Below are 26386 nucleotides of genomic sequence, written 5' to 3'. Positions count from 1 at the left end.
CCGTGCCGGTGTTACTTCGACGCTGCAATCCAGCGATCGACTTTTGCCTCCAGCACTGCCAAGGGCAGCGTGCCTTCATCCAGCACCACGCGGTGGAATGCCGGCAGGTTGAACTTGCTGCCCAGTGCCGCCTGCGCGCGCTGGCGCAGTTCCATGATCTTCAGGGCGCCGATCTTGTACGCCAGCGCCTGGCCTGGCATGACCATGTAGCGCTCGATCTGGGCGCGCGCTTCCAGTTCCGAGTACCCCAGCGTCTCGCGGAAGTACGTGATCGATTGATCGCGGCTCCAGCCCTTGGTGTGCATCCCGGTGTCGACCACCAGGCGCGCCGCGCGCAGCATCTCGTCGTTCAGGTGGCCGAAATAATCTTCCGGCTTGTCGAACAGGCCCATTTCCTTGCCCAGCGTTTCGGCGTACAGCGCCCAGCCTTCGGTGAACGCCGTGTTGCCGCCGAACTTGCGGAAGTTCGGCAGGCCGAGCTCCTGGGTCAGCGCGATATGGAAGTGGTGGCCCGGCTGGCCTTCATGCAGGTACAGCGTGACCATGCCGGTGCTGCCGTACTTGGTCGGATCGTTCACCACCGACCAGAACACGCCGGGGCGCGAACCATCGGCCGCCGGTGACGAATAATGGTCCGACGCCGTCTCGCGCGTCAGTTCCGGTTCCAGGCGCACTTCGAGCGGCGCCTTCGGCATCAGCGAGAACAGTTTTGGCAGCTTGGTGCGCACGTCGGCGTCGATCTTCTCGAACACGGCGATCACCTGCGCATCCGACGTGAACGGCTTGTACTTCGGCTGCTCCGACACCCAGCGCGGCAGGCCGGCCGCAGGACCGGTGTACCCCATCTTCGGGCCGATCTTGCCGTACTCGCCCTGGATGCGCGCCACTTCCTTCTGGCCGATCTCGTGGATCTGCTCGGGCGTCAGGCTCGTCGTGGTCATCGCTGCCACGCGCGCCTTGTACCACTCGGCGCCGTTTGGCAGGGCACCCCAGCCGGCCGTCGTGCGGGTGGCCGGCATATAGTCCTTCTCGACATACGTGGCCAGGCGCGCCAGTGCCGGATTGAGCTTGTCAGCGATCGTCTTGCGGTACGACGCCGTCAGTTTGGTCTTGTCGGCGTTTGAAAAGCCCGCCGGCAGCGCCTTGATCGGGCTGTAGAAGATGCTGGCCTCGGGCGTGGCCGCGACCAGTGCCTTCAGTTGCGGCAGCAACGACATCATCGGCTCGCGCGGATGCACGACGCCGCGCTTGACGCCTTCGCGCATATTCGCGATCGCCTGATCGATGTAGGCGACCATCTGGTCCAGGCGGCTCAGGTAATTGCGGTAATCCTGCGGCGTGGCGAGGGGCTGCGCGCCCTGGCCGCCGGCGTAGTTGGCCATGAAGACCGGCATGTTGAACATCTGATCCACCGGCAGCAGGTGCTCGGGGAAGGCACCAAGGCGCAGCGCGGTCTCGAGCTCGAACTTGACGATGTCGTAGCTGGCCTGGTCGCGCGGATTGAGGCGCTCGCGCGGGATCGCGCCCAGGCGTTTCAGGTAGCCGCGGTATAGCGCAAACTGGGCATCGCGGTTTTTCGGCGCGATCGGCAGGCCAAGCTGGCCGTCGAAGCGGCCGTCACCGGACTCGGTCGCCCACACCGGCTCGAAGCGCGCGTAGGCATCGTAATACTCGTCGACCAGCTTGTTGATGGCCTTGCCGGCCTGGGTGTCGGCAGCCGATGCCGATGCTGGTGCGGTGGCCGTGACCGGCGCGGCGCCGGCACTGGCGCACAGGATCAGGGCGGCCGTGGCCAGCACGCCGGTTTTGAAGAATGGGTTCATCGTGATCGAGGTCCTGGTAAAAAATCAGTAGCTGGCCAGCGGCGTGAGGGCGCCGTTCTTGAAGGTGTAGACCGTGACGGCCGTTTTCTTCAGATTGCCCTTGGGATCATAGCCGTACATGCCGACCACGCCCTGGTAGCTGATCGTGTGCATTGCGACGCCGACCGCCTTGGCATCGACCGTCTTGGCCGACTGGATCGCCTGCGCGATGAACTTGGTCTGGTCGTAGAACGATGGCGCATACACGTCCGGCTCGCGGCCGAAGCGTTTCTTGTAGCCGGCCAGGAAGGCCGCGCCGCCAGGCTGCCTGGCGACGATCGCGCCGGCCTGCGCGCAGCGCACGTTCTCGCCGACCGCGGCGCCGCCGAGCCTTGCCATCTCGGGGCTGCACAGCGTGTCACCGCCCAGCAGCGGCACGTTCAGGCCGAGCTGCTTCATCTGGCGCACCATCGGCGCGGCCTGCGGCGCGTAGCCGCCGTAGAAGATGGCGTCGACTTTCTTGGCGCGCAGCGCGGTCAGGATCGCGGCGAAGTCGCTGGCCTTGTCGTTGGTGAACTCGTGGCCCGCGACCTTGATGCCGGCCTGCTGCGCCTGGCGCTTGAATTCCATCGCGATGCCCTGGCCGAACGCCGTGCGATCGTCGATTACGCCGATGTTCTTGATCTTGAGTTCCTTGGCTGCGTAGCCGGCGACCGAGGCGCCCACCTGCGTGTCGCTCGCGACGATGCGAAACACGGTGGGGTAACCGCTCGCGGTGATCTTGGGATTGGTACCGACCGTCGACATCAGGATGCCGCTGTCGTTGTAGACGCGCGAGGCCGGAATCGCCACGCCCGAGTTGTAAGGACCCAGCACGAACTTGACGCCGGCATCGGCGAATTTCTGGGCCACGGTCACGCCCTGTTTCGGGTCGCCCGCGTCGTCTTCGGATTGCAACACGAAGCGCAGCACGTTGGCGCCGACCTGGATCTTCTGTGCGTTGAGCTCTTCGATGGCCATGCGCACGCCGTTTTCATTGTCCTTGCCGGCAAACGCATTGGCGCCCGACAGCGGACCGCTGACGCCGATCTTGACGACCTGCTCGGCAGCGTGCGCGTGCACGCCGATGGTGGCAATCAGTGCGGCCAGCGCCAGCGGCGCCATGGTGATTTTCGATGGCATTGACTCAGTCTCCCGTTGATGTGGACGGGCGCCATCATCGCACGATTCGGGCGCGCGGCGAAAGCACACGACGCCTGTAAAGACTCAGGCTGGCGTGCCGTGCGAGATCAGTTCGAGGGGCAGGGCGGTGGTGGACTTGATCTGTTCCATCGAGAAGGCCGACGACACGCCGGTCAGGCGCGCGGTCTTGATCAGCTTTTTGTAAAAGCGGTCGTAGCCGGCGATATCGGTGGTGACGACCTTGAGCAGGTAATCGACGTCGCCGCTCATACGATGGAATTCCAGCACCTCGGGCAGCGCGATCACGGCGGCGGCAAAGCGCGCCAGCCATTTTTCATCGTGCTCGGGGGTCTTGACGCTGACAAACACGGTGACCGGCAAGCCGACCTTTTCGCGATTGACGATGCTGACGCGGCTTTCGATGAAGCCTTCTTCTTCCAGGCGCTTGACGCGTTTCCAGCAAGGCGTGCTGGACAAGCCCACCTTTTCGCTCAGGCCCGAAATGGACAAAGTGGCATCCGCCTGCAGGGCAGCGAGGATCGCACAATCAAACTTGTCGAGTGAATTCATATTCCGCATTGCTGATTATAAGAATAATTATCCTACTGTTTGATTGAAAACCAGAAAGTTTAGGACGTATTGACCGTCTTTAGCTCGTACCATATTACTGGACAATAACATGTTGTGCGACACCTTTTTTATATTTTTGGCACCTATTCATGCAGACCGAAATTTACCTCGATACCAATGCCACGTCCCCGGTATTGCCCGCCGCCGCTGCCGCCGCCATGGCCGCCATGCAGGATGGCTTCGGCAATCCGAGCAGCAGCCATGCAACGGGCCTGCGCGCCCGGGCACTGCGCGAGAGCGTGCGCGCCAGTGCGGGCCGGGTCGTCGGCGCCGGGGACGGTCGCTTGATGTTCAACAGCGGCGCCACCGAAGGCATCCAGACGGCCGTGCTCTCGGCCCTGTGCGCAGTGCGCGAGCGGCGCGCGCGTGGTGAAGCCTGCGGCGACATCGTCCTGATCGGCGCGACCGAGCACAAGGCGATACCCGAAAGTCTGGCGCACTGGAACCGCCTGCTGGGCACGGACCTCGAGCTGCGCATGCTGCCGGTCGATGGCGATGGCCGCCACCGGCTCGATGTACTGCGTGCGCTGGCGCCGCGCGCGGCGCTGGTGTGCACGATGGCGGCGAACAATGAAACAGGCGTCGTATCCGACCTGCATGGCATCGAGGCGGTGCTGCGCGATGCCGGGAGCGATGCACTCTGGCTGGTCGATTGCGTGCAGGCGCTGGGCAAGCTCCCGCTCGACCTGGCCGCGAGCCGCATCGATTACGCGCCGTTTTCGGGACACAAGCTGTATGCACCGAAAGGCATCGGCATGCTGTACGTGCGCCGCGGCGCGCCCTACACGCCGCTGATGTGCGGTGGCGGGCAAGAGGATGGCCAGCGTTCGGGCACCGAAAACATGGCCGGCATCGCGGCGCTGGGCGCCGTGTTCTCGGCGCTGGAACGGGGCGACACGTTCCGCGACGGCGCCGCGCTGCTGGCATGCCGCGCGCGCCTGGTGGCGGCGCTCGAAGCGGCTTTGCCCGGCATCGTGTTCAATGCGCCCCTGGCGCGGTCGCTTCCCACGACCATCAATTTTTCGGTGCCGGATGTCGCCAGCGCCACGCTGCTCGACCTGTTCGATGCCGCCGGCATGCGCGTCAGTGCCGGCTCGGCGTGTTCGGCGGGGAAGGCCGGGTCGAGTTACGTGCTCGATGCAATGGGCGTGCCAGCCTGGCGCAGCGCGGCGGCGGTACGCCTGTCGTTTGGCGCGCTGCTTGACGACGCGTCGCTCGACCTGGCGTGCGAGCGCATTGCGCACTGCGGCGCGGCGCTGGCCACGCCGATGCCTGTGGCAGGCGCCGAGCCGGCGATTGATAGCGCCATCGACAGCGCAATGCTGGTGCCCGCCGATACTGCCCGTGACTGGCTCGCTGCGCATCCGGACGCGATCGTGATCGACGTGCGCAACCTGCGCGAGCACAGTGTTGCAGGTACGGTCCGCCTGCACGGCCACACGGTACGCAACGTGCCGCTGGCGTGCGTTGCCGACGAGGCGCCCCAGTGGCTGGGCGCGACGGCGCCGTTGCTGTTCGTCTGCCGCAGCGGCGCACGCAGTGCCCGCGCGGCGCAAGCCTTGCGCGCCATGGGCCATCCGGGCGCCTGGTCACTGGTGGGCGGATTCGCGCTCGTTATCTGATCTCGGGTAGCATGGCCCCCATGCCCGCGCATCGGTGGGGTGTGTTCGTCAGCGCACAGTAACGATGCTGGTCTTTGCCTAGCATGGGATCAGCCGTGCGCGCCCAGCGTTTCCTGCCCTGATCCGTCCCGGACGCCACTGTGCTCCAGCGGTCTGCTGCGCACGCTCAGTCCCGAGGCCCCGTTGAACGTCAAGAACCACAACCTGCCCGCCGGGCAGCGCACGCCGCATGATGCGGCGCGCGCGACCGGCGACGATGCGCCATGGCGCGCAGCACCTCTCGGCGCGCTCCAGCGCGCGGAACACGCACGCCAGCTGACGGCGCGCCACGTACTGCAACCCACCACGGCCGGCAAGGGCGGCGCCCACGCCCTGCATAAACTCCTGGGTACGGATGCCGACGCCATCGCCGCTTCGTGCGACGCGCTCGACGAGGCAGCCCGCGCCGGCTTCGCGCTGCCGCCTGCCGGTGCGCGCCTGCTCGACCAGCATCATCTGCTCGACGCCCAGGTACGCCTGGTGCGCGCCGGCTTGCGGCCCGCCGCCGCCTTGCCGACACTCGCCCCGGATGGCGCCGTGCGCGCCTGGCGCCTGGTGCTCGATGTGGTCGCGCATGGCGATGGCCGCATCGACGCCGGGGAACTGGCCTTGTTCGTGGCCGCTTACCAGGAAGGCCCGGAAAGCGGCACGCTGCGCATCGCCGAACTGGATGCGCTGCCGGCGCTCCTGCGCCTGGCCCTGATCGACAACCTGCGGCGCCTGGCCGCGCGCGCGGCGCGTGCCTGCGCCGCGCATGAGCAGGCCGCCGGGTGGGCCGTGCGCCTGCTGGATACGGCCGAGACGCGGCCCGGTGACCTGATCCTGCTGGTGGCCGACATGATGCGCAGCGTCGAGGCCAACGACAGCTTCATCGCCGAACTGGCGCGGCGCCTGCACGGCCGCGGCGGCGCCGTGAGCCAGGTACTGGACTGGCTCGACGCGCGCCTGGCCGATGCCGACAGCAGCATTGCGCAGCACACGCAGCGCGAACACAGCGAACAGGCCGAGGATGCCATCTCGGCCGGCAACACGCTGGCCAGCCTGCGCCTGCTGGGCGGGATCGACTGGCGCGCCTTCGCCGAGACACACGGCGCGGTCGACGCGCTGCTGCGCACCGACCCGGATGGCAGTTACGCCGCCATGGACGGCGCCACGCGCGACAGCTACCGGCATGCCATTGCGCGGCGCGCCCGGTCTGCCAAGGCTGACGAAGTCGAGGTCGCACGCGACGCGTTGACACTGGCCGGCACACACCGCGCGCCGGGCGAAGGTGGCCTGGACGTGCGCACCCGCCACGTGGGCCACTACCTGCCGGCCCTGGCGCACAAGGCGCCAGTTGCCACGCGCATCGGCGCAACCGCAGTCCTGACACTGCTGCTGACGATTGCCATCCTCGTGCACGCACGCCAGGGCGATGCCGGCGCCTGGTTGCTGGTGCTGATTGGCCTGCTGGCGTTGCCGGGGGCCAGCGCGCTGGCGCTGTCCCTCGTGCGCATGATGGAACGCTGGCGCATTGCGCCTGTCACCACGCCGCGCATGGATTTCAGCGCCGGCATTCCCGACACCTGCCGCACCGTCGTCGCCGTCTGCGCGCAAGCGGGCGACGCTGCCGCGACCGAACGGCTGCGCGAAGAGCTCGAGGTGCGCTACCTTGGCAACCGCGACCCGAACCTGCGCTTTTGCCTGCTGCTCGACCTGCCCGATGCCGCCAGCGAAACCCTGCCGGCGGACGACGCGATGCTGGCACAGGCACGCACCGCCATCGAGACCTTGAATGGGCGGTATGCCCCTGACGGTGACGGGCCATTCATGCTGCTGGTGCGGCCACGCACCCGCAGCGTCGACCAGCAAGCCTGGATCGGCCAGGAACGCCAGCGCGGCCAGATCGCCGACCTGAATGCCTGGCTGTGCGGCGCGCGCGAGCGCTTTTTGCTCAGCGCCGGCAATACCGGCGCGGGCGCCGCGATGCGCTATGTGATTGCACTGGACGCCAACGCCGGCCTGCCGCGCGGCGCGGCGCGCAGCCTGGTGGCCGCAATGGCGCACCCGCTGCACCAGCCGGTGCAGGACGACAGCGGCCGTGTGCTCGAAGGCCACGGCATGCTGCTGCCCGCACGTGGGCCCGCGCCACCGGGCCATCGCGCGCCGCGCTTTGCCCGCATGGGCGGGGCCGCGCTGGATGCGCGCTACGGTTGGGTCGCGATCCATGATGTCGATGCCTGGCGTCGCGCCTGCGGCGACGTCGTGCGCGATGACGGACGGGCCTGGCCCGGGGCCGTCGAGCGCGATCGCCTGCGCGCCGGTCGCGTGGCGGACCTGCGCGTGGACGCACTGCGCCCGCCCAACTATGGTGAGTACATGCTGCGCCGGCACCGCGCCGTGCGCGCAGCCTGGCAATCGGTGCAGCGCCTGGGCCGCGGTCCCGATTACCTCGAGTACGCGCCTGCGCGCTGGATGCTGTTCGACCAGCTGCGCGCGAGTCTCGTCGCACCGGCGTCCCTCGCCTTGCTGATTTTGTGCTGGAGCCTGCTGGCCGCCCCCGTGTTCTGGACCGCGGCGGTGCTGGCAGTCGTGTTCGTGCCGGCGCTGGTTGGCATGCTGGTGGCGCTGGGAGACCGGCCGCTTGACGCACCATGGCGCCAGCACCTGGATGGCTGGGTGCGCAGCACGCGCCTGACGCTCACGCGCAGCGCCTTGTGGGCCGCCTTCCTGCCGCATGCAGCGCTGGTCGATGCCCATGCCCTCGTGCGGGGCCTGTGGCGCCGGCACGTGACGCAGCGCGGCTTGCTCGATACGCAGGCGGGGGCGGTCCCTGGCCACTCGCTGGAAATCAGCGGCCGCGCCATGTGGTTCCCGCCACTGCTGGCGATGGGCACTGCCATGCTGGTGAGCTTTGCCAACCCGTACGCCTTGTTCGCCACGGCCCCGATGCTGCTGGTGTGGTTCCTGTCGCCGGTACTGGCCTGGTGGACGGGCCAGGTAACCCGCCGCAGCGCGCGCCTTGCGCCGGCGCAGGACCAATTCTTGCGCGCGCTGGCGCGCCGCACCTGGGGCTTCTTCGAACGCCACGGCGCCGATGGCCATGGGCTGGCGCCGCACGCCGTACTGGAACATCCCGATCCGGCGGTCGATGCGCGGGTCTCGCCCGACGGGATCGGCCTTGGCCTGCTGGCCACGCTGAGCGCGCGCGACTTCGGCTTCCTGCCACTGGGGGGCATGCTCGAACGCAGCGAGCGCGCGTTCGCCTCGCTGGCGCTGCTCGAACGGTGGAATGGGCATCTGCTGCACCGGTATGACGGCGCCACGCTGGCCCCGCTCGAGCCGCACCATGTCGATACCGCCGCCAGCGGCAGCCTGGTACTGGCGCTGCGCACCTTTGCCGTCGGCATGGACGAATTCGTGGATCAGCCGATCGCCGGCGCTGCGCCGGACGGCATCCGCGCCACGCTGCTGGTCGTGCGCGAGCACGCACAGGGTGCGCCGGCGTCATTCATGGATGCGCTGGACGAGATGGATGGCGCGCTGACGCCCGAACGCTGCCGCGCACTCGATACGCTCCCGGGCCTTGCCGATTGCCTGCGCCTGGCGCTGGCCAATGCCGAGCGCTTGACGGCCAGTCTGCCCGAGGATGCGGCGGCAGAGCCCGCGCTGCCCGCCTGGGTCGAGCGTCTGCATGCCGGCTGCAGCGCGCAGCTGGACGACCTGTACGCGCTGGCGCCGTGGATGCGCGCCGTGCAGGAATATGTCCTCGGCGCCGGCCTGACCCGGATCCCGACACTGCGCGAACTGGCACAGCTCGACGCGCCGGCAACAGGTGGCACGGGCCTGGCTGCCCTGGTAGGTGCGGGCCGCGCTTGTGCGCAGGAGCGCATCGAACGGCTGACCGCGCTGGCCGCTGCGGCGCGCGACGCCGCGCGCATGGACTTCGGCGCGCTGGTCGATCCCGCCACCGGCCAGCTGGCCGCCGGCTACCACGTGCGCGACAAGCGCCTGGACGGCGACAGTTGCGACTTGCTGGCATCCGAATCGCGCATGGCCAGTTTTGCCGCCGTGGCCCAGGACCAGTTGCCGCAGCAGCACTGGTGGTCGCTTGGCCGCCCGCAGCGCATGGCTGGCGGCAGCACGCTGCTGCTGTCGCGCCGTGGCGCCATGGCCGATCTGCTGGCGCCGCAACTCTGGATGCCGGTCTGGCGCGACACGCTGCTCGACGCCGCCGCCCGCGCGCTGGTGCGCGCCCAGGCTGCACACGCCAAAAGCAGGGACGTGCTGTGGGGCTTTTCGCCATCCCGTTGCAATGCCGTGGACGCCGCTGCGCGCTACCGGTCCGGCCAGTTCGGCTTGCCCGCCGCCGCGCTGCAGCGCCAGCGCGATGATGACCTGGTGGCGGCGCCGTACGCCGCCGCGCTGGCGCTGGGCGTGACGCCGGGCCTGGCCAGCACCAACCTGCGCGCGTTCGCGGCGCAAGGCATGCTGGGCGAACTCGGATTGTATGAAGCGCTCGACTATGCGCCGGGCCGTTTGCCGCAAGGCGAGCGCCAGGTCGTCGTGCGGGCGTACGCCGCGCGCCATCAGGCGATGCTGCTGCTGGCGCTGGCCCGCCATCTGCTGGGCGAGCCGATGCAGCGCCGCTTCTGCCGCGATCCCGAATTCCGGGCCGCGCTGCCCTTGCTGCAAGAGCCGGTGCCGGTCTCCGGCGCGGCCGCCGAACGTCGCTACACCGGCGCGGCGACCGCCAGCCAGAGCGTGACGGCGCGCCCGTATGCCCGCGTCATCGGGAGCGAACCCCCGGTGCTCCCCGAAGTCCAGCTGCTGTCCAATGGCCGCTATCACCTGGTCGTGGCCAGCGATGGCACTGGCGCCAGCCGCTGGGATGACAAGCAGATCACCCGCACCGGCATCGGCGACACCGGCTTGATCTGCCATGTGCGCGACGTCGCATCCGGCCAGGTCTGGCCGGGCCTGTTGCCTGACAGCGAGCGCGAAACGGTGTTCTCCGAGGGCCGGGCCAGCGTGCGCTGCCTGGATAACGGACTGGCCATGCACACCGACATCGTGGTGGCGCCGGACGACGACGTCGAGCTGCGCCGCATCCGCATTGTCAATCAGGGCCTGCAGCCGCTGACGCTGGAGCTGACCAGCAGCGTGGCGCTGGCCGGACCGGCGCTGGAACCGGGTGGCCGCAGTCACATCATGATCGAATTCGACGCTCCCCACGACAGCCTGTTGTGCGTCACGGCAGCCGATGCACCCGTCGTCATGCACCGCATGGCAGTGCGCGACATCGCACCGGCCGTGACAGTCGAAACGGACCGCGCGCGCTTCATCGGCCGTGGCCACGACCTGCGCGCGCCGCAGGCCATTGGCGCAGGCGGCGCGCTGCCGGGACTCGTCGCCGAACCGGATGACGCGTTGCTGGCCTTGCGCCGCACCGTCACGCTGGCGCCGCAACAAGAGATCACCGTCGACCTGGTGCTGGGCGTTGCCGCCAGCCGGGCGATGGCGCGTGAACTGGCGGCCCGCTACAGCGCCGGCCATGCGGTGGACCGCGCGATCGACGCGGCCTGGACCCAGGCCCAGGCCTTCCTGCGCCGCATGGACGTGAGCGAAGCCGATGCGCAGCTGTGCAACCGCCTGGCCGGCTGCCTGCTGCAGCCGGTACCGGCCCTGCGCGCCGACCCGGCCGTCATCGCGCGCAATGTGCGCGGCCGCGCCGACCTGCTCGCCTACGGCATCGATGGCGTGCGGCCAGTGCTGCTGCTGCAGCTGGCGGACGGTCCGGATACCGGCCTGGCACGCCAGGTGCTGCAGGCGCATACCTACTGGCGCAACCGCGGCTTCGCGGTCGACCTGCTGGTCCTGTGTGACAGCCGCGCCGTGCGCGAGGGGGTAATGACGCTGGCGATGGCCCTGGTCGATCCCGACACCTTCGATGCGCCGGGCGGCGTGCACCTGTTCCTGCGCGAAGACGTCGCGCAGGAAGACCGCATCCTGCTGCGCTCGAGCGCAAGCGTGCTGCTGCTGTCCGGCCGGGGCGACCTGGCCGACCAGTTGCGCCGCGCCGCGCGGCCCGGCGCCGCCTTGCCGTCGCCGCTGGTGGCCGGTGCAACGACGCCGTGGATGACCGAAGCACTGCCCACCGTGCAGCCCGAGCGCCTGTTCGACAATGGCATCGGCGGTTTCACGCCCGATGGCCGTGAATACGAGGTGCGCAGCAGCGCCTCGGTGCCGGTGCCACAGGCGCCCTGGGCCAACCTGCTGGCCAATCCCGGCTTTGGATCGGTGGTCTCGGAACGGGGCCATGCCGTTACCTGGAGCGGGACGCGCGGTGCGCGCCTGAGCGCTGGCAGCGACGATGTCGCACCACAGGATGGCGAAGCGTTCTACCTGCGCGACGAAGACAGCGGCGCCTTCTGGTCGCCCACGCCGTGGCCGGCGCCATCGCCGGAACCCTACCTGACCCGGCACGGCGTCGGCTACACCGTGTTCGAACACGGGGCGCACGGTATCCATTCGGCGCTGCGCTGCTTCGTGGCGCCGGATGTGTCCATCAAATACAGCGTGCTCCGGCTGCGCAACGACAGCGATGCGCCGCGCCGCCTGAGCGTGACCGGATTCGTGGCATGGCAGCTCGACAGCGTCGACGCCACGCCTGGCCTGCAGGTCGTCACCGGCATTGACCTGGCCAGCGGCGCGCTGTTCGCGCGCAATGCATTCAGTGACGATTTCCGTGACCAGGTAGGGTTCTTCCATGTCGACGCCGAGGACGTCGCCGCAACCTGCGACCGCGACGAATTCATTGGCCGCCAGGGCAGCATCGCGCAACCGGCGGCGCTGGGTCGCAGCAGCCTGTCCGGCGCCAGCGGCGCGGGGCGCACGCCATGCGCGGCCCTGCAAACGGCCATCACGCTCGCGCCGGGCGAAGAGCGCGAACTGGTGTTCGTGCTGGGCGTGGCCGGTCCCGGCACGCTCGACGCCAGCCGCGAGGTGCAACTGCACGGTGGCGCGCGTGCCGCCGCTGCCGCGTGGGAGCGCCTGCACAACTGGTGGGCTGGCACGCTGGGCGCGGTTCAACTGCACTCGCCCGACGCTTCGCTCGACTTGCGCGTGAACACCTGGCTGCCGTATCAGGCAATCAGCGCGGCGTGGGGCGAGCGTTGTCCCGCCACGCGCCTGCAGTCGCTGCTCGCCAGCGTGCATGCCCGGCCCGAGCTGCTGCGCGACGCGTTGCTGCAGGCGGCGCGCGACTTCGCCACGGCGCAGTCCAACCTGCCGGCCCCCGCGGTCGACGATTTCCTGTGGCTTCCCTTTGTGCTGACGCGCTATCTGGCCGTCACGGGCGACTCCGCGCTGCTGGCCGTGCTGCCATTCGGCGCCGATCCCGGCGACGCCACGCGGCTGGCCGCCGGGGACGACCTGTACCAGCACTGCGTGCACGGCCTGCGCGGCTGCCTGCGCTTCGGCCAGCGCGGCCTGCCGCTGGCGGCGGCGCGCCTGCACGACGATGACGCCACGGGCCGTGTCGAAAGCGTGCGCACGGGCTTTTTCATGGCGACCGTGCTGCAACGCTTCGCCGACGTGGCGGACCGGCGCGGCGACTTCGGGTTTGCCACCACCTGCCGCGGCGCCGCGCTGGCGCTCCGGGCGCAATGCGAAGAACATGGCTGGGACGGCGACTGGTACCGCTGGACGTGGCTGGACAGTCGTAATGCGCTTGGTTCGATCGCCAATGCCGCCTGCCGCGTCGAGTTGTCGACCCAGGGTTGGGCGGTGCAGGCCGATGCCGAACACGGTGCGGCTGCGCTGCGCGCCGCGGCGCTGCGCCTGGTCGACGAGGCGCACGGCGTCACGCTGCTGTGCGATCCGGCGGTCGACGGGCACTGGAGCGAGCGCGTGGTGGCCAGCCCTGGCCAGGACCACGGCGCCGTCGCGCTGGCGGCGACGGGCTTTGCGCGGCTGGGCGACGCCGGCCGCGCGTGGCAACTGGCCGGCATGCTCGATCCGCTGGCGCCGACCCTGGAACCGGACCGCACGGCGGATATCAGCGCGCCGCCATACTTCCTCGCGGGCGGCGTGCGCACGGTCGCGCCACACATCGGCCGCGCCATCGGCGGCTTGCACACCGCCTCGGCCGGGGCCACCTGGCTGCTGGCACTCGAAGCGTTGCTGGGCGTGGAGCGCAACGGCGCGCGCCTGCACCTGACGCCGCACCTGGCGCCGGGCTGGGAAGGATTCAGCCTGCGCTATCGTTATCACAGCGCGTTCTACGAAATCACGGTGCACGCGGGCGACGGGATGGAAGGCCTGCTGCTCGATGGCCAGCCTTGTCCTGACTGGACATTCGAACTGCAGGATGACCGGCGCGATCACCGGGTGGAGCTTTGGATCGCGGGGACGCCGGCCGGCGCCTAGGGCCAGCGCGCTGGGCGTGGCGGCCCAGCCACAGCCGGCGCTGAAAATCGCCGGGGCGGTGGCCGGCCGCGCAGTGCGAATTGGCTTGCGCTATATAATTCGGGAACGGCCCCTGATCGCCGCTGATCTTCCCTTATTCGTGACCGATCGCGCATGCTGCGCACGGCCCTGACACTGACGACCGCATGACACTAGCCACTGACCAGAATGTTGACCGCCACGGTATTTCGCCCACCGGGTTGCAATTCATTTCCATCCGCGACGCCGTCATGGACCGCTGGGAACGGGAAGTGCGCGCGCGCGTCGACGGCGCACAGAATCTGCTGCGGCCCGTGCTGACCAACACGCTGCCGGCGTTTTTCGACAATATTGCCGAAGCCCTGAGTCCGGACCATCCGCGCACGCAGGCTGCGAGCGGCAACAATTCGGCGAGTGTCCACGGGACCGAGCGCGCCCGCATGACGCCGTTCGGCCCCGACCAGGTGGTCCACGAATACCAGATCCTGCGCGAGTCGATTGCGGTCGTGGCCAAGGGCAGGGTGGTCCTGGACGACGACCACTGGCGCATCATCGACGCATCGATCAATGCCGCAATGCGCGAGGCAGTGCGCTCGTTCACGCAGATCCATGAAGATCTGCGGCACAAGATGGCGGCCGCGCTGTCGCACGACATGCGTACGCCGTTGTCGGTGGTCGCGCATGGCGCGCAGCTCATGTCGATGACGGCCGACTGGGCACAGGTGAAAAACGTCGCCGCCCGGATTGGCACCAACGCCGACCGGCTCAACGAGATGATGGCCGAGCTGCTCGACGCCCTGACGTTCCAGGGCGCGGCGAAGATCCCGTTGCACCTGACGCACTTTGACATCCTGGGGCTGACGCGCGAACTGGGCGAGCAATACGGGCACGGCCCGCATGGCACGCAGGTCGTCGTCGACGTGGCCGGCGAGCCGGTCACGGGCCACTGGTGCCGCGCCTCACTCTGGCGCGCACTGGAAAACCTCGTCAACAACGCGATCAAGTATGGCGACGGCGGCACCGTCAGCATCAGGGCGCACCAGACGCGCGGGCGCATGATGCTGAGCGTTCACAACGAAGGTAACGCGATTCCTGAAGAGCAGCACAACCGGATCTTCGAGTACCTGCGCCGCGAAACGGGGCCGTTCTCGGCCACCGGCTGGGGCATCGGTCTGCCGTTCGTCAAGGCCGTGGGCGAAAGCCACGGCGGCAGCGTGTCGGTCGACAGCTCGCCCGAGCTGGGCACGACGTTCCTGATCGACATCCCTGTCGACTGTCGTCCTTTCGTGGGCGACAGCGCGCAGTGCGCCGCCTCGGCGTGATCACGTCGCAGGGCGCGTTCAGCCGGTAACGGCGACGCCGTCTAGCAGCGCCCGGACGGCGCCGAGGTCGGGCGCGTGCGCCCCCGCCACCCGGCCTGCGGCGCTGCCCGCCGCCACCGCAAACGCCAGGTGCGCGGCCATGCCTGCATCGGGCCACTGCTGCAGCGAATAAATCAGCCCGGCCATCCCCGCATCGTCCGCGCCCAGCGTATCGACCACGTCAACCACGTCGACGACGGGCGCCTGCGCATGCCACGTCTGCGCGCCGTGATACAGCGACGCACCGCCGGCGCCGCGCGTGAGCAGCACCAGCGCTGCCGGATTGCGCGCGCGCAGGCGCCCCAGCGAACCAAGCGTGTCGTGGCTGCGAAACAGCGCGCGCAGGTCGTCGTCGGCCACCTTGATGACGTCGGCCAGTTCGGTCATGCGGCGCAACGTGGCGTCGTAGGCTGGGCCCATCAGGTTGCGCCAGTGCGGGTCATAACTGATGCGCAGCCCATGTGCTTTCGCCTGTTCGGCCAATGCGATCAGCGCGAGGTCGAGCGGGCCACGCGCCATGCTGGTGCCGCCGAAGTGCAGCCACTTCACCTCGTGCGGCCAAGCCGGCGGCATGATCGTCACATCGAAATGCAGGTTCGCTGCAACGTCGCCGCTGGTGATGTCGTGTGGTGGCGTGGCGGCCCGCTGCAGGTAGCGCAGGTCCAGGCCCGCCGCTTCGCTGGCGCGCCACAGTGCATCGCCGGCCATGGAACGGCTGATGGCGCCGGCGAAACCGCTGGCGACGCCCAGCGCGGCCAATGCCCGCGCCACGTTCCAGGTCGAGCCGCCGGCGTGGCTGCGCCATGTGTCGCCGTCCTGGTGCAGCAGGTCGGCCAGCGCCTCACCCGCGCAGAGGATAGCCGCTGGCCCGCTCATCGCGCCTCTCCGGTGCTGCTCTCGCGGGCCACCAGCCGTACCGTGAGTGTCTGTTCGGGGCCGGACGTGGCGGTCTTGTCCAGCAACAGGTTCACCCCCATCCGGCCCAGCAGATCCTTGTCGATATTGATGCTCGAGAGCGGCGGCACCGCGGCCGCGGCGGCGCTGATGTCGTCGAAGCCGACGATCGCGATGTCGTGCGGGACCTTCAGGCCGCGCGCCAGGCAGTGGCGCATGGCCGCCAGCGCGGCGCTGTCGTTGTAGCAGAACAGCGCATCGGGCCGCGGTTCGCGCGCCAGCAGCGTGTCGACCGCCCCATGCAGATTGTCGTGCGTGTCGCCGATGCTGGGCAGCTGGATTTCGAGGTCGGGATCGGCCAGCATGCGCGCCTCGAACAGGGCCTTGCGAAAGCCCCGATAGCGCTCGCTGATGCTGTGATGCGACAGCGGACCGGTGAGCATGGCAATGCGGCGCCGTCCCAGCGCGAGCAGGTGGCGCGTGGCCAGGTAGCCGCCCAGCGCATGGTCGGGATTGACCGAGCGGTAGCCAGGCAGGCGCATGTCGAGCAGTACCAGGGGCTTGCCGGTGTCGCGTAGCGCGGCCACCAGTTCCGGCTCAAAAAAGCCGGCGCACAGCAACGCGTCCGGCTGGTGCAGGCGCACCAGATCCAGCATCGGCTCGGCCGGACCGACCACGACGAACGAGAGCGCGATGCCGTGCTTGCGGCAGGCATCCTCGGCGCCGTGCAGTACCGGCAGGTAGAACGGGCTGGCCGATTGCGTGTTGTGCTGGCGGTGCAGCAGAAAGGCGACGCGGCGAATCTCGCTCTGGCGCAGATTGCCGACGTCGTACCCCAGCTCGCGCGCCGTGGCGCAGATGCGCGTGCGCGTCTCGTCGGCCAGGCCTTCCTGGTTTTTCAGCGCGCGCGAGACCGTGCCGATCGAGTAGCCGGTGGCACGGGCGATGTCGCGGATCGTCACGGCCATGTGCGCGCCGGTCAGTACGCGGTCTGCGTGTACGGGCGGGCCTCTTTCGCCGTGCCCCAATCCTTGTTCGGCGTGGCCTGCATCGTGAAGACGAGTTCACCGCCGGCCATGATGTCCTGATGGCGCAGGAAGGTGCGCGCGAGCGGCTTGCCGTTCAGGGTCACGCGCCCGACATAGCCATTGGTGGCCGACAGGTTCTCGGCGCGCACGGTGAAGCGCTTCCCGTTGGGCAGGTTCAGCGTTGCCTTGTCGAGGAACGGGCGGCCGATCACGTACTCGTTGCTGCCCGGGGCGACCGGATAAAAACCCAGCGCCGTGAACGCGAACCAGGCCGACATCTGGCCCAGATCGTCGTTACCCGACAGGCCATCGGGCTTGTCGCTGTACTGCGTGGCCATGATATTGGCCAGGCGTTCCTGCGTGCGCCACGGCGCGCCGGCGTAGTTGTACAGGTAGGCGACGTGGTGCGATGGCTCGTTGCCGTGGGCGTAGTGGCCGATCAGGCCCGAGATGTCTTCCATGTGCGCGTACAGGTTTTCGTCGACCTTGGCGTCGAAGACCTCGTCCATCTTGGCCACGAGCTGTGCGTCGCCGCCCAGGAAGCCGATCAGGCCTGCATTATCGTGCGGCATGTACCAGGAATACTGCCACGCGCTGCCCTCGGTGTAGTCGCTGCCGAAGTTCGACTGCGCCGGATCGAACGGGGTGCGGAATTCGCCAGTGGATTTACGGGCGCGGATGAAGCCCGTGTCCTTGTCGAACACATTGCGGTAGTTCTGGGCGCGCCGGTAGTAGCGGGCGGCGACATCCTTCTTGCCCATCTTCTCGGCCATGCGCGCGATGGTCCAGTCGTCGTACGCATATTCGACGGTCTTGGAGGCTGCTTCCTTTTCCAGGTCGATCGGCACGTAGCCCAGCTTCATATAGTGTTCCAGCCCGCCGTACGGGCCGTATTCGGCACTGGCGGTCATCGCTGCCAGGGCCTTGTCGGCGTCGAAGCCACGGATGCCCTTCATGTAGGCGTCCGCGATCACGGGCACCGCGTGGTAGCCGATCATGGTCCAGGTTTCCAGGCCGTGGAACTGCCACACCGGCAGCACGCCGTAGGGACTGTGCTGCTGCGAGGCGATCAGCGAGTTGACGAAGTCGGCGCTGCGCTGTTCGGGTGCGACGATCGTGAGCAGCGGGTGCAGCGCGCGGTAGGTATCCCACAGCGAGAACGTCGAGTGGAAACGGAAGTCCTTGGCCTTGTGCACCGCGTTGTCCGGACCGCGGTAGCTGCCGTCGAGGTCCATGAACAGCGAGGGCGCGAGCATCGTGTGGTACAGCGCCGTGTAGAACTGCGTGCGCATCGGTGCCGGCGCCTCGACCTTGACGGCGCCCAGCGCCTCGTCCCAGGCCTTGCCGGCGCGGCGGCGTTCGGCGTCGAAGTCCCAGCCCGGCATCTCGGCCAGGTTGGCAATCGCATTGTCTTCGCTGACGGGCGAGAGCGCGACCTTTACCAGCAGGGTGCCATCGGCCGGCACGCCGAAACTGAAGTCGCCCATCAGCGCCTTGCCCTCGACCAGCGCGCGGTCGCCCGGCGTCTTGCCCGGCTGGGCAAAGCCCTTGTACTCGACGGCTTCTTCGCGATTGAGCAGCTGGCGCGTATCGATCGGGCGCGAGAACCGGATCGCGAAATACAACTGGCGACCTGGCGCCCAGCCGCGCGTTTCGCGCATGCCGGTGACGGTGGTGGCGTCGCGCATGCGCAGGCGCGACCACAGGTTCTTGCCGTCGTAGTTGTAGATGCTGGTGCGCAGGTCGAGTAGCACCTTGGCCGGCTCGCCGGCCTTGAACTTGTAGCGGTGCAGGCCGACACGCTCGCTCGCGGTCAGCTCGACATCGACGTCATGGTCTTTCAGGCGCACCGCGTAGTAGCCGGGTTCGGCCTGTTCCTGGTCGTGCGAGAAGCGCGAGCGGTAGCCCGAAAATGGTCGCTCGGGGTACCCCGGTTCAAGCTTGGTCTCGCTGCTGTAGGGCATCAGGAGCACATCGCCCAGGTCCGAGTGGCCGCTGCCCGAGAAGTGCGTGTGCGAGAAGCCGAGGATCGAGCCGTCGCCGTGGTTGTAGCCGGCAGCCCATGGATAACTCTGGCGGAAGTGGCGGTGCTGGGTGTCGGGACTGAGCTGCACCATCCCGAACGGGCGGCTCGCGCCCGGGAAGGTGTGGCCATCGCCGCCAGTCCCGATGAAGACGTTCACCGCTGCGGCCGGGGAGCCCGGTTCGGCAGCCTGCAACGGCGCCGCACTAAACAGCAGGACTGCGAAGGAAAGGGAAAGCGATTGGGGCTTGAAACGAGCTGTCATTGGTGTCTCCACACGTGGCGGGAGCGCACAGCCCACCGCCTGTTCTTCATACGCTACGCCAGAGGCACATCCAGCGTGCGGGCGATGTCATCAACGCGCACGCTCGAGCCTGTTTACAGGTTATAGGTGGAGTCAGGTTTCCCGGCAATCATTACCGGGTTTTACTGGGCTGTTTAGCCAGTTTACTAAACAAACTGGTCGGTTAAGGCCGAACGATCTTTGCGACTGCCTCGATTTCAACCAGCGTATCGGGTGACGCGAGCGAAGCGACACCGATGCCGGTCAAGGCAGGGCGGGGCAAGCCCAAGTGCTGCACGAGGATTGGGGCCACGGTCTCGAGGTGCTCGCCAATCTCGCCGCGCACATAGACGCGCAGCTGCAGGATCTGTTCGACCGATGAGCCGGCGGCATCGAGCACCGTGATCAGGTTGCGCGCTGCGCCTTCGGTCTGCGCGGCCAAGGTGGTGTGCCTGACCTGGTAACCCCGGTCCCAGTCGACCTGGCCGGACACGAACACCAGGCCAGTGTCATGGTCGATCGTGGCGTGCGACAGGCCGTGCGGCGCGCCGTCATACAGGGCAGGTGGGTTGATGCGTTCGATGGTCATGGGGCGCTCCTGGGCAGGTGAAGGGAATCGGCCAGCATAGACAGGCCCGTCCCGCGCGGCAATCGGTCGACGCTTGTAGCCGATACAAGTGACGCTAGGCCGCTGCCGCCAGCCGCGCCCTGATGCGCTCCAGCATCCACATCATGAACGGATCGTTCTGCGCAGTCGGGTGAAACGCCGCGACCACGCCATAACCGGGCGGATACTTGGGCAGCGCGATCTCATGGATGCCGTCGCATGGCAGCAGGCGTGCCGGCATGAAGGCCACCATTGCCGATTCCTTCAGGTACTCGAGCGCCATGAAGAACGACGGCGCCGACGCCACCACGCGCCGCTGCAAACCCTGGCGCGCGAACCAGCCGTCGGCCGATCCCGTGAAACTGGCGCCGCTCGGATTAGTGACGATGAAGTCGTGCGTCACCAGGGTGGCCAGCGGCATCGTTCCTGCATCGGCCAGCGCGCGGTCGGCCGTCACGCAGCGGTACTGCTCGAGAAACAGCGGCATCGACACCAGGCCCGGGGCAGCGATACCCTCGGCCGTGAAGATCACGTCGATCTCGCCCTGGTGCAGCTTGCGCGTCAGGGCACTGACTTCGAGGTCGACCACCGCGATCTTCACCTTCGGCGCCGCGTGGCGCAGGTCGCGCAACAGGTCGGCCACGATCACCTTCTGCGTGTAGTCGGTGCCGGAGACCACCAGCGTGCGCTCGACGTCTTCCGGCCGCACAGTCGATGGCAGCGGAATCGCATGCAGGCCCGCCAGCACCTGCGCGATATGCGGCGCGATCAGCCTGGCGTACGGCGTGGCCGCCATGCCCTGGCCAGTACGCACGAACAGCGGGTCGCCCAGGATGGTGCGGATTTTCTTCAGTTGCAGGCTGACCGCCTGCTGCGACACGTCCAGGTGCTCGGCCACCGCCGAGATGGTGGGAAAGCGCGCGAGCGCGTCGAGCGTACGCAGGTGGGAGATATCGAGTTGGTCGATCATGCGCCAATATAACGAAAAGCTGGGGTCAGGTCTGACATTCGGACACGATCTCGACAGTCAAGTAGTCGGAACTAGCTAGAGCCGGGCCATGAAATCCTGGGCAAGACACCATTAGAAGTGGCTAAAGCTGAGGTCGTGTCTGAATGTCAGACCTGACCCCAGCTGTGACCCCGGCTGTGTAAGCTTGAAACTCATCAATGAACATGATCAGGATGACAACCGTAGCACGCATGGCGCAAGGTGACAGGGCAGGGAAGTTGCAAGCTTGTCATCATGAAAACCGCCTGTCTACCCATCCTTGCCCTGTCGTTGTGCTGCAGCCCCGCCAACGCCGGCCCTGCCGAACACGAGGAATTCGACGCCACGCTGCATGCGCCATTTCATGCTGGTCCGCTGGCTGCACGCACGTTCACGCTGACGTTCGCGTATCCCGGCCTGGCGCAGCCGGCCGATGTCCACTGGCGCGTCGACCTGCGCGCACCGGGCGGGCGCACCGTTTTGCAGTGGCGCGGCCAGGTGACGATGACCGGTGACGAGATCACGGTGACAGTGCCCTGGTCGGGGCGCCTGGGCAAGCAGCCGGCGCCGGACGGCATCTATCGCGTGCGCCTGCACGCGCTGGTACAACGCGCGGAACAGGATGCGATCGATCAGGAATGGGAAATCGCAGTCGGCACACCGCGCGCACTGGCCACGCCCGCCTTTGCACCGCTGCCCGGCGCCTTCATGCCGGGGGCAGTGCAGGCCCCCGGCGCGCTGCCTTATACCGTCTGGCTGGGCAACCTGCACAGCCAGACCAACCACAGCGACGGCGGCGCCGATGTCGCCAGCTGCCGGAGCGCCCAGCGGCCGCAGTCGGCGCCGTATGGGCCGGCTGCTGCCTTTGCCTATGCCCGTGACCGTGGCCTGGACATCCTCGTCGCCTCGGAACACAACCACATGTTCGACGGCTCGTCAGGCAGCGCACCCGATGCCGACCCGGCTGCCGCCCGTGCCCTGTACCGCGCGGGCCTGGCCGCCGCCAGCATGTTCTCGGCGCAGCATCCGGGCTTCCTGGCGCTGTACGGTCTCGAGTGGGGCGTCATCGAGAAGGGCGGCCATATCAATATCTTCAACAGTGACGAGTTGCTGGGCTGGGAAACGAACGCCAATGGGGCGCCATTCGCCGACACGATCACGCCGCGCAGCGATTACGCGGCGCTGTACACGCTGATGCGCCAGCGCGGCTGGGTGGGCCAGTTCAACCATCCGGCGCCAGCGGGCCAGTTCCAGGTGGGCGGCGTGCCGCTCGCCTACACCGAGGATGGCGGCGCCGCGATGGTGCTGTGCGAAGTGATGAACACCAACGCGTTTTCGAACAACGTGACCGAGACCGAAACCCGCCGCAGCAATTTCGAAGGGGCCTGCAACCGCTTGCTCGAAGCCGGCTACCGGCTGGCCTTCAGCACCAACCAGGACAACCACTGCGCCAACTGGGGCGCGTCGTATGGCAACCGCACCGGGGTGCTGCTGCCAACGGGCGTCGCGCTGAACCGCGCCAGTCTGGTCGACGCGTTCAGGGCGCGCCGCGTGTTCGCGACGATGGACAAGGCGTCCCAGCTGGTGTTGACGGCCAACGGCCACGTGATGGGCGCGCAGTTCACCAACCGCGGGCCACTCACCTTGATCGCGAATTTCGCCAGCGCCGCTGGCCGGCAGGTAGCGGCGCTGGCGATCATGGAGGGCGTCCCGGGTCGCAACGGCGAGGTCACGCGCCTGTCGCAGCAGGCCGAGACCACGTTTACGCCGGCCCCGGGAGCGCACTTCTATTATGCGAAGGTCACGCAGGACGACGGCAATGTGCTGTGGTCCGCGCCGGTGTGGATCATGCAGGCAGCGTTGGCGTATTGACAGTGTATCGGCATGGCCTGGCAGCGCTTTCGCCGGGCTGACGCCCATGCTATTCTGCTCCCGCCTTCAGCCCGGCCGGGCTGTCATTTTCCGCGAGAGACCATGAACAAAAGCACCCTGCTGCGCGCCACCACCGCAGCCTTCCTGGGCGCGTGGAGCGCTTACGCGTTCGCGCTCGATCCCCTCAGCTACGCCAAATACGACCAGGTCAAGACCACGGCCCTGCATCTGGACCTGAAGGCCGACTTCGCGAAGAAAAGCCTGGGCGGCTACGCCGAGCTGACGCTGAACTGGATCGACAAGAAAGCGACCACGCTCGACCTGGACACGCGCGAGCTGACGATCTCGAAGATCGAAGCGCAGGACGCGAAGGGCGCCTGGCGCAAGGCCGACTACACGCTCGGCAAGTTCGATGAAGAGAAGGGCCAGCCCCTGCAGATCAAGCTGCCGGCGCGGCAGACGAAAGTGCGTATCCATTACCGCACCGCGCCGACGGCCACCGCACTGCAATGGCTGCAGCCGGTGCAGACGATGTCGGGCAAGTACCCGTTCATGTTCAGCCAGTCGCAGGCGATCAATGCCCGCTCGTGGGTGCCGATCCAGGACACGCCGGCCGTGCGCTTTACCTACACCGCGCGCATCGAGGCGCCGGAAGGCCTGCGCGTGGTGATGAGCGCCGATAACGACATGAAGGCAACCGGCAAGGGCGGCTGGAAATTCACGATGCCGCAGCCGATTCCGTCGTACCTGCTGGCGATCGGCATCGGCGAGCTCGAAGCGCGCACGCTGGGCGGCCGCACCGGCGTGTACGCCGAGCCGCAACGCATCAAGGCGGCCGAGTACGAGCTGGCCGACACCGAGAAGATGGTCGCCGCGGCCGAGAAGCTGTACGGCCCGTATCGCTGGGGGCGTTACGACATGCTGGTGCTGCCGCCATCGTTCCCGATCGGCGGCATGGAAAATCCGCGCCTGACCTTTTTGACCCCGACCATGATCGCGGGCGACCGCAGCCTGGTCGACCTGGTGGCGCACGAACTGGCGCACAGCTGGTCGGGCAACCTGGTGACCAACGCAACCTGGAAGCACTGGTGGCTCAACGAAGGTTTCACCACCTACGTCACCACCCGCATTCTGGAAGAAATCTACGGCAAGGAAGTCGCGCTGATGAACCTGCAGCTCGAGCAGGAAGAAGCGCTCGAAATGCTCAAGGAGCTGCCGCCAGCGAAGCAGGCACTGGTCTCGCGCCAGGCTGACACCAATGCCGCCGACTACCCGGACACCTCGCTGGCCTACCCGAAAGGCGCCTGGTTCCTGCACACGCTCGAGCAGCGCGCGGGCCGCGCCGCGTTCGATCAATTCCTGCGCGGCTGGTTCGACCAGCATGCGTTCCAGAGCGTGACCAACGAGCAGTTCATCGCCTACCTGCGCGCGCAGCTGCTGGCGAAGAACCCCAAGATCATGAGCGACGCGGAGCTCGACGAATGGATCCACGGCCCGGGCATCCCGGCCAGCGGACAGCGCGCCGTGTCGCAGCGCCTGGCCAAACTGAATGCCGCAATCGACGGCTGGACGAAAGGCGCGGTATCGACCGCGCAGTTGAACGCCAAAAACTGGAACGCCGTCGAGTGGATGAAGTTCCTGAACGATATCGACAAGAAGGCCGACGCCGCCAAACTGGCAGAACTCGACCGCGCCTATGGCCTGGCCAAGTCGACCAACAACGAAGTGGCGTTTCGCTTTTACCGCGCGGCGGTGCACGCCGGCTACCGTGACGTGCGCCCGGACATGGAAGCCTTCCTGATGAGCGTGGGCCGCCAGAAGTTCGTGGTGCCGCTGTACGCCGCACTGCGCGAAAAAGCCGAGGACCGCGCCTGGGCGGAAGGCGTCTACAAGAAGGCGCGCGAGCGTTATCACCCCGAGACGCAATCGAGCGTCGACAAAGCGATGGGCAAGCCATGATGACGCGCTCTTCCAGCGGACTGTTGAAACACATCGCCGGCGCGGTGCTGATTGCGTTCTGCGGCGCCGGCCTGGCCGGCGCGCAAACAGTGGCAGCGCCAACCACCACGGCGGCAGTCCCCGTCTACAACCTGGACGCCGACGTGCAGCGCGTCCTGAAAACCTTCGACGTGCCAGGCATCGCCATCGCCGTGGTCAAGGACGGCAAGGTCGTCGTCACGCAGGGCTTCGGCGTGCGCAAGCTGGGCGACCCGACACCGGTCGACGGCAAGACGCTGTTCGAGATCGCGTCGAACTCCAAGGCTTTCACTGCCGCCGGCCTGGCGATGCTGGTCGACCAGGGCAAGTTGAACTGGGACGACCCGGTCATCAAGCACCTGCCCGACTTTCGCATGTACGACAGCTACGTGACGGCCGAGATGACGGTGCGCGACCTGCTCACGCACCGCAGCGGCCTGGGTCTGGGCGCCGGTGACCTGATGTGGTGGCCAACCACCACCTTCACCAGCGACGAAATCATCCACAACCTTCGCTACATCAAGCCGGCAACGAGCTTTCGCAACAGCTACGCCTACGACAACTTGCTCTACATCGTGGCCGGCAAGATCATCGCGCAAAAGTCCGGCAAGGACTGGGGCACGACGATGCGCGAATGGATCCTCGATCCGGTCGGCATGACCGCCACCACCACCAGCCTGGCCGCGCACACGGCCGGCATGAACGTGTCGGCGCCGCACAGCAAGATCAATGGCAAGGCGGCGGTCGTCAAGCCGATGCCGGTGGCGAACGCCGTCGGCGCGGTGGGCATCAACACCAATGCCGAAGACATCGCGCGCTGGATGAATGTGCTGCTCGAGAACGGCCGCCTGCCGGCGGGAGCGGGCGGCAAGGAAGCACGCCTGTGGTCCGACAAGCAGGCCCGCGAGATGTGGACGGCGCAAACGCCGATGACGGTCAGCCAGCCCAAGCCGTCGCTGGCGGCGACCAGGCCCAACTTCATGGCCTATGGCCTGGGCTTCCAGCTGCGCGACTACCAGGGCAAGCTGGTGGCGATGCACGGCGGCGCGCTGCAGGGCTTTTATTCGCGCGTGCTGCTGGTGCCGGAAGCGAAGCTGGGGATTGCGATCTTCACCAACGCCGAAAGCGGCCCATCGCTCAATGCGCTGCAATATCGCCTGCTCGACGGCTACCTGGGCGTCGCGCCGACCGACTGGATCGGCCGCATCGCCGACATCGCGAACGAGACCAGCGCCAAGGAAGCGGCCCGCGTAAAAGGTGAAAGCACGGGCCGTGCGAAAGCGTCGAAGCCGTCGCTGGCGCTGGCCGGCTACGAAGGCGAGTACGAAGACGCCTGGTACGGCAAGGCGACGATCAAACGCGCCGGCAGCAAGCTGGTGATGTCGTTCGCGCGCACGCCGGATCTGACGGGTGAAATGGAACACTTCCAGCACGACACCTTCATCGTGCGCTGGAAGGAGCGCAACTTCAACGCGGATGCGTATGCGACGTTCTCGCTGGAGCCGGATGGTTCGATCGAGCGCCTGCGCATGAAGCCCGTATCGACCGAGACGGACTTCAGCTACGACTTCCAGGACCTGCTCTTCACGCCCGTGAAGAAGGCGAAGTAAACGAATGACGCCCGCATGCAGGTGCGGGCGTCGTCGTGGTG

14 protein-coding genes are annotated in these 26386 nt (G+C 67.6%); 6 read left to right on the top strand and 8 right to left on the bottom strand.

Features of this window, described 5'->3' with window-relative positions:
- Positions 1–11 precede the first annotated feature (11 nt).
- From IFU00_22565 to IFU00_22555, 3 genes are all read right to left on the bottom strand, one after another.
- A complete protein-coding gene (locus IFU00_22565) occupies positions 12–1823 on the bottom strand; it encodes a DUF885 domain-containing protein (GenBank protein ID MBD8545066.1) in 1812 nt (603 codons plus the stop codon).
- 24 nt (positions 1824–1847) lie between these two features.
- Positions 1848–2984, bottom strand: coding sequence for a branched-chain amino acid ABC transporter substrate-binding protein (locus IFU00_22560; protein ID MBD8545065.1), 1137 nt, complete (start codon positions 2982–2984; stop codon positions 1848–1850).
- 84 nt (positions 2985–3068) lie between these two features.
- A complete protein-coding gene (locus IFU00_22555) occupies positions 3069–3554 on the bottom strand; it encodes an Lrp/AsnC family transcriptional regulator (protein ID MBD8545064.1) in 486 nt (161 codons plus the stop codon).
- Positions 3555–3703: 149 nt separating this feature from the next.
- On the opposite strand from IFU00_22555, the gene IFU00_22550 reads away from it, so the two are divergent.
- From IFU00_22550 to IFU00_22540, 3 genes are all read left to right on the top strand, one after another.
- Positions 3704–5236 carry an aminotransferase class V-fold PLP-dependent enzyme gene (locus tag IFU00_22550; protein ID MBD8545063.1) on the top strand — a complete coding sequence of 511 codons (1533 nt, stop codon included), beginning with the start codon at positions 3704–3706 and terminating at the stop codon, positions 5234–5236.
- A 315-nt stretch (positions 5237–5551) separates the two neighbouring features.
- Complete coding sequence (locus IFU00_22545) at positions 5552–13684, top strand: hypothetical protein (GenBank protein MBD8545062.1); 8133 nt, start codon at positions 5552–5554, stop codon at positions 13682–13684.
- Between the two features lie 185 nt (positions 13685–13869).
- Positions 13870–15024, top strand: a complete 1155-nt coding sequence (locus IFU00_22540; protein ID MBD8545061.1) for a HAMP domain-containing histidine kinase — start codon at positions 13870–13872, stop codon at positions 15022–15024.
- Positions 15025–15042: 18 nt separating this feature from the next.
- On the opposite strand, the gene IFU00_22535 is transcribed toward IFU00_22540, so the two are convergent.
- From IFU00_22535 to IFU00_22515, 5 genes are all read right to left on the bottom strand, one after another.
- On the bottom strand, positions 15043–15939 hold the full coding sequence (locus IFU00_22535; GenBank protein MBD8545060.1) for a carbohydrate kinase: 897 nt from the start codon (positions 15937–15939) through the stop codon (positions 15043–15045).
- Positions 15936–16925: a LacI family DNA-binding transcriptional regulator gene (locus IFU00_22530; protein ID MBD8545059.1), complete on the bottom strand. Its 990-nt coding sequence runs from the start codon at positions 16923–16925 to the stop codon at positions 15936–15938. Before IFU00_22530 ends, IFU00_22535 begins: the two co-directional genes overlap by 4 nt.
- An 11-nt stretch (positions 16926–16936) precedes the next feature.
- Positions 16937–19273, bottom strand: coding sequence for a GH92 family glycosyl hydrolase (locus tag IFU00_22525; protein MBD8545058.1), 2337 nt, complete (start codon positions 19271–19273; stop codon positions 16937–16939).
- 202 nt (positions 19274–19475) lie between these two features.
- Positions 19476–19880 (bottom strand): RidA family protein, encoded by a 405-nt coding sequence (locus tag IFU00_22520; GenBank protein ID MBD8545057.1) that lies wholly within the window; start codon positions 19878–19880, stop codon positions 19476–19478.
- Positions 19881–19974: 94 nt separating this feature from the next.
- Positions 19975–20868, bottom strand: a complete 894-nt coding sequence (locus IFU00_22515) for a LysR family transcriptional regulator (GenBank protein ID MBD8545056.1) — start codon at positions 20866–20868, stop codon at positions 19975–19977.
- Positions 20869–21141: 273 nt separating this feature from the next.
- On the opposite strand from IFU00_22515, the gene IFU00_22510 reads away from it, so the two are divergent.
- The 3 genes from IFU00_22510 to IFU00_22500 all read left to right on the top strand — a co-directional run bounded on the left by IFU00_22510 (position 21142) and on the right by IFU00_22500 (position 26345).
- On the top strand, positions 21142–22758 hold the full coding sequence (locus IFU00_22510) for a CehA/McbA family metallohydrolase (protein ID MBD8545055.1): 1617 nt from the start codon (positions 21142–21144) through the stop codon (positions 22756–22758).
- A gap of 102 nt (positions 22759–22860) precedes the next feature.
- Entirely contained in the window at positions 22861–24717 is a 1857-nt protein-coding gene (locus IFU00_22505; GenBank protein ID MBD8545054.1) for a M1 family metallopeptidase, read from the top strand.
- Positions 24717–26345, top strand: coding sequence for a serine hydrolase (locus IFU00_22500; protein MBD8545053.1), 1629 nt, complete (start codon positions 24717–24719; stop codon positions 26343–26345). The genes IFU00_22505 and IFU00_22500 overlap by 1 nt, the downstream gene beginning before the upstream one ends.
- Positions 26346–26386 lie beyond the last annotated feature (41 nt).

It is taken from the genome of Oxalobacteraceae sp. CFBP 8761 (assembly GCA_014841595.1).
Taxonomy (GTDB): Bacteria; Pseudomonadota; Gammaproteobacteria; order Burkholderiales; family Burkholderiaceae_D; genus Telluria.
Note: the sequence above shows the minus strand (reverse complement) of the source record. Positions and strands in the feature narration are given on the sequence as shown.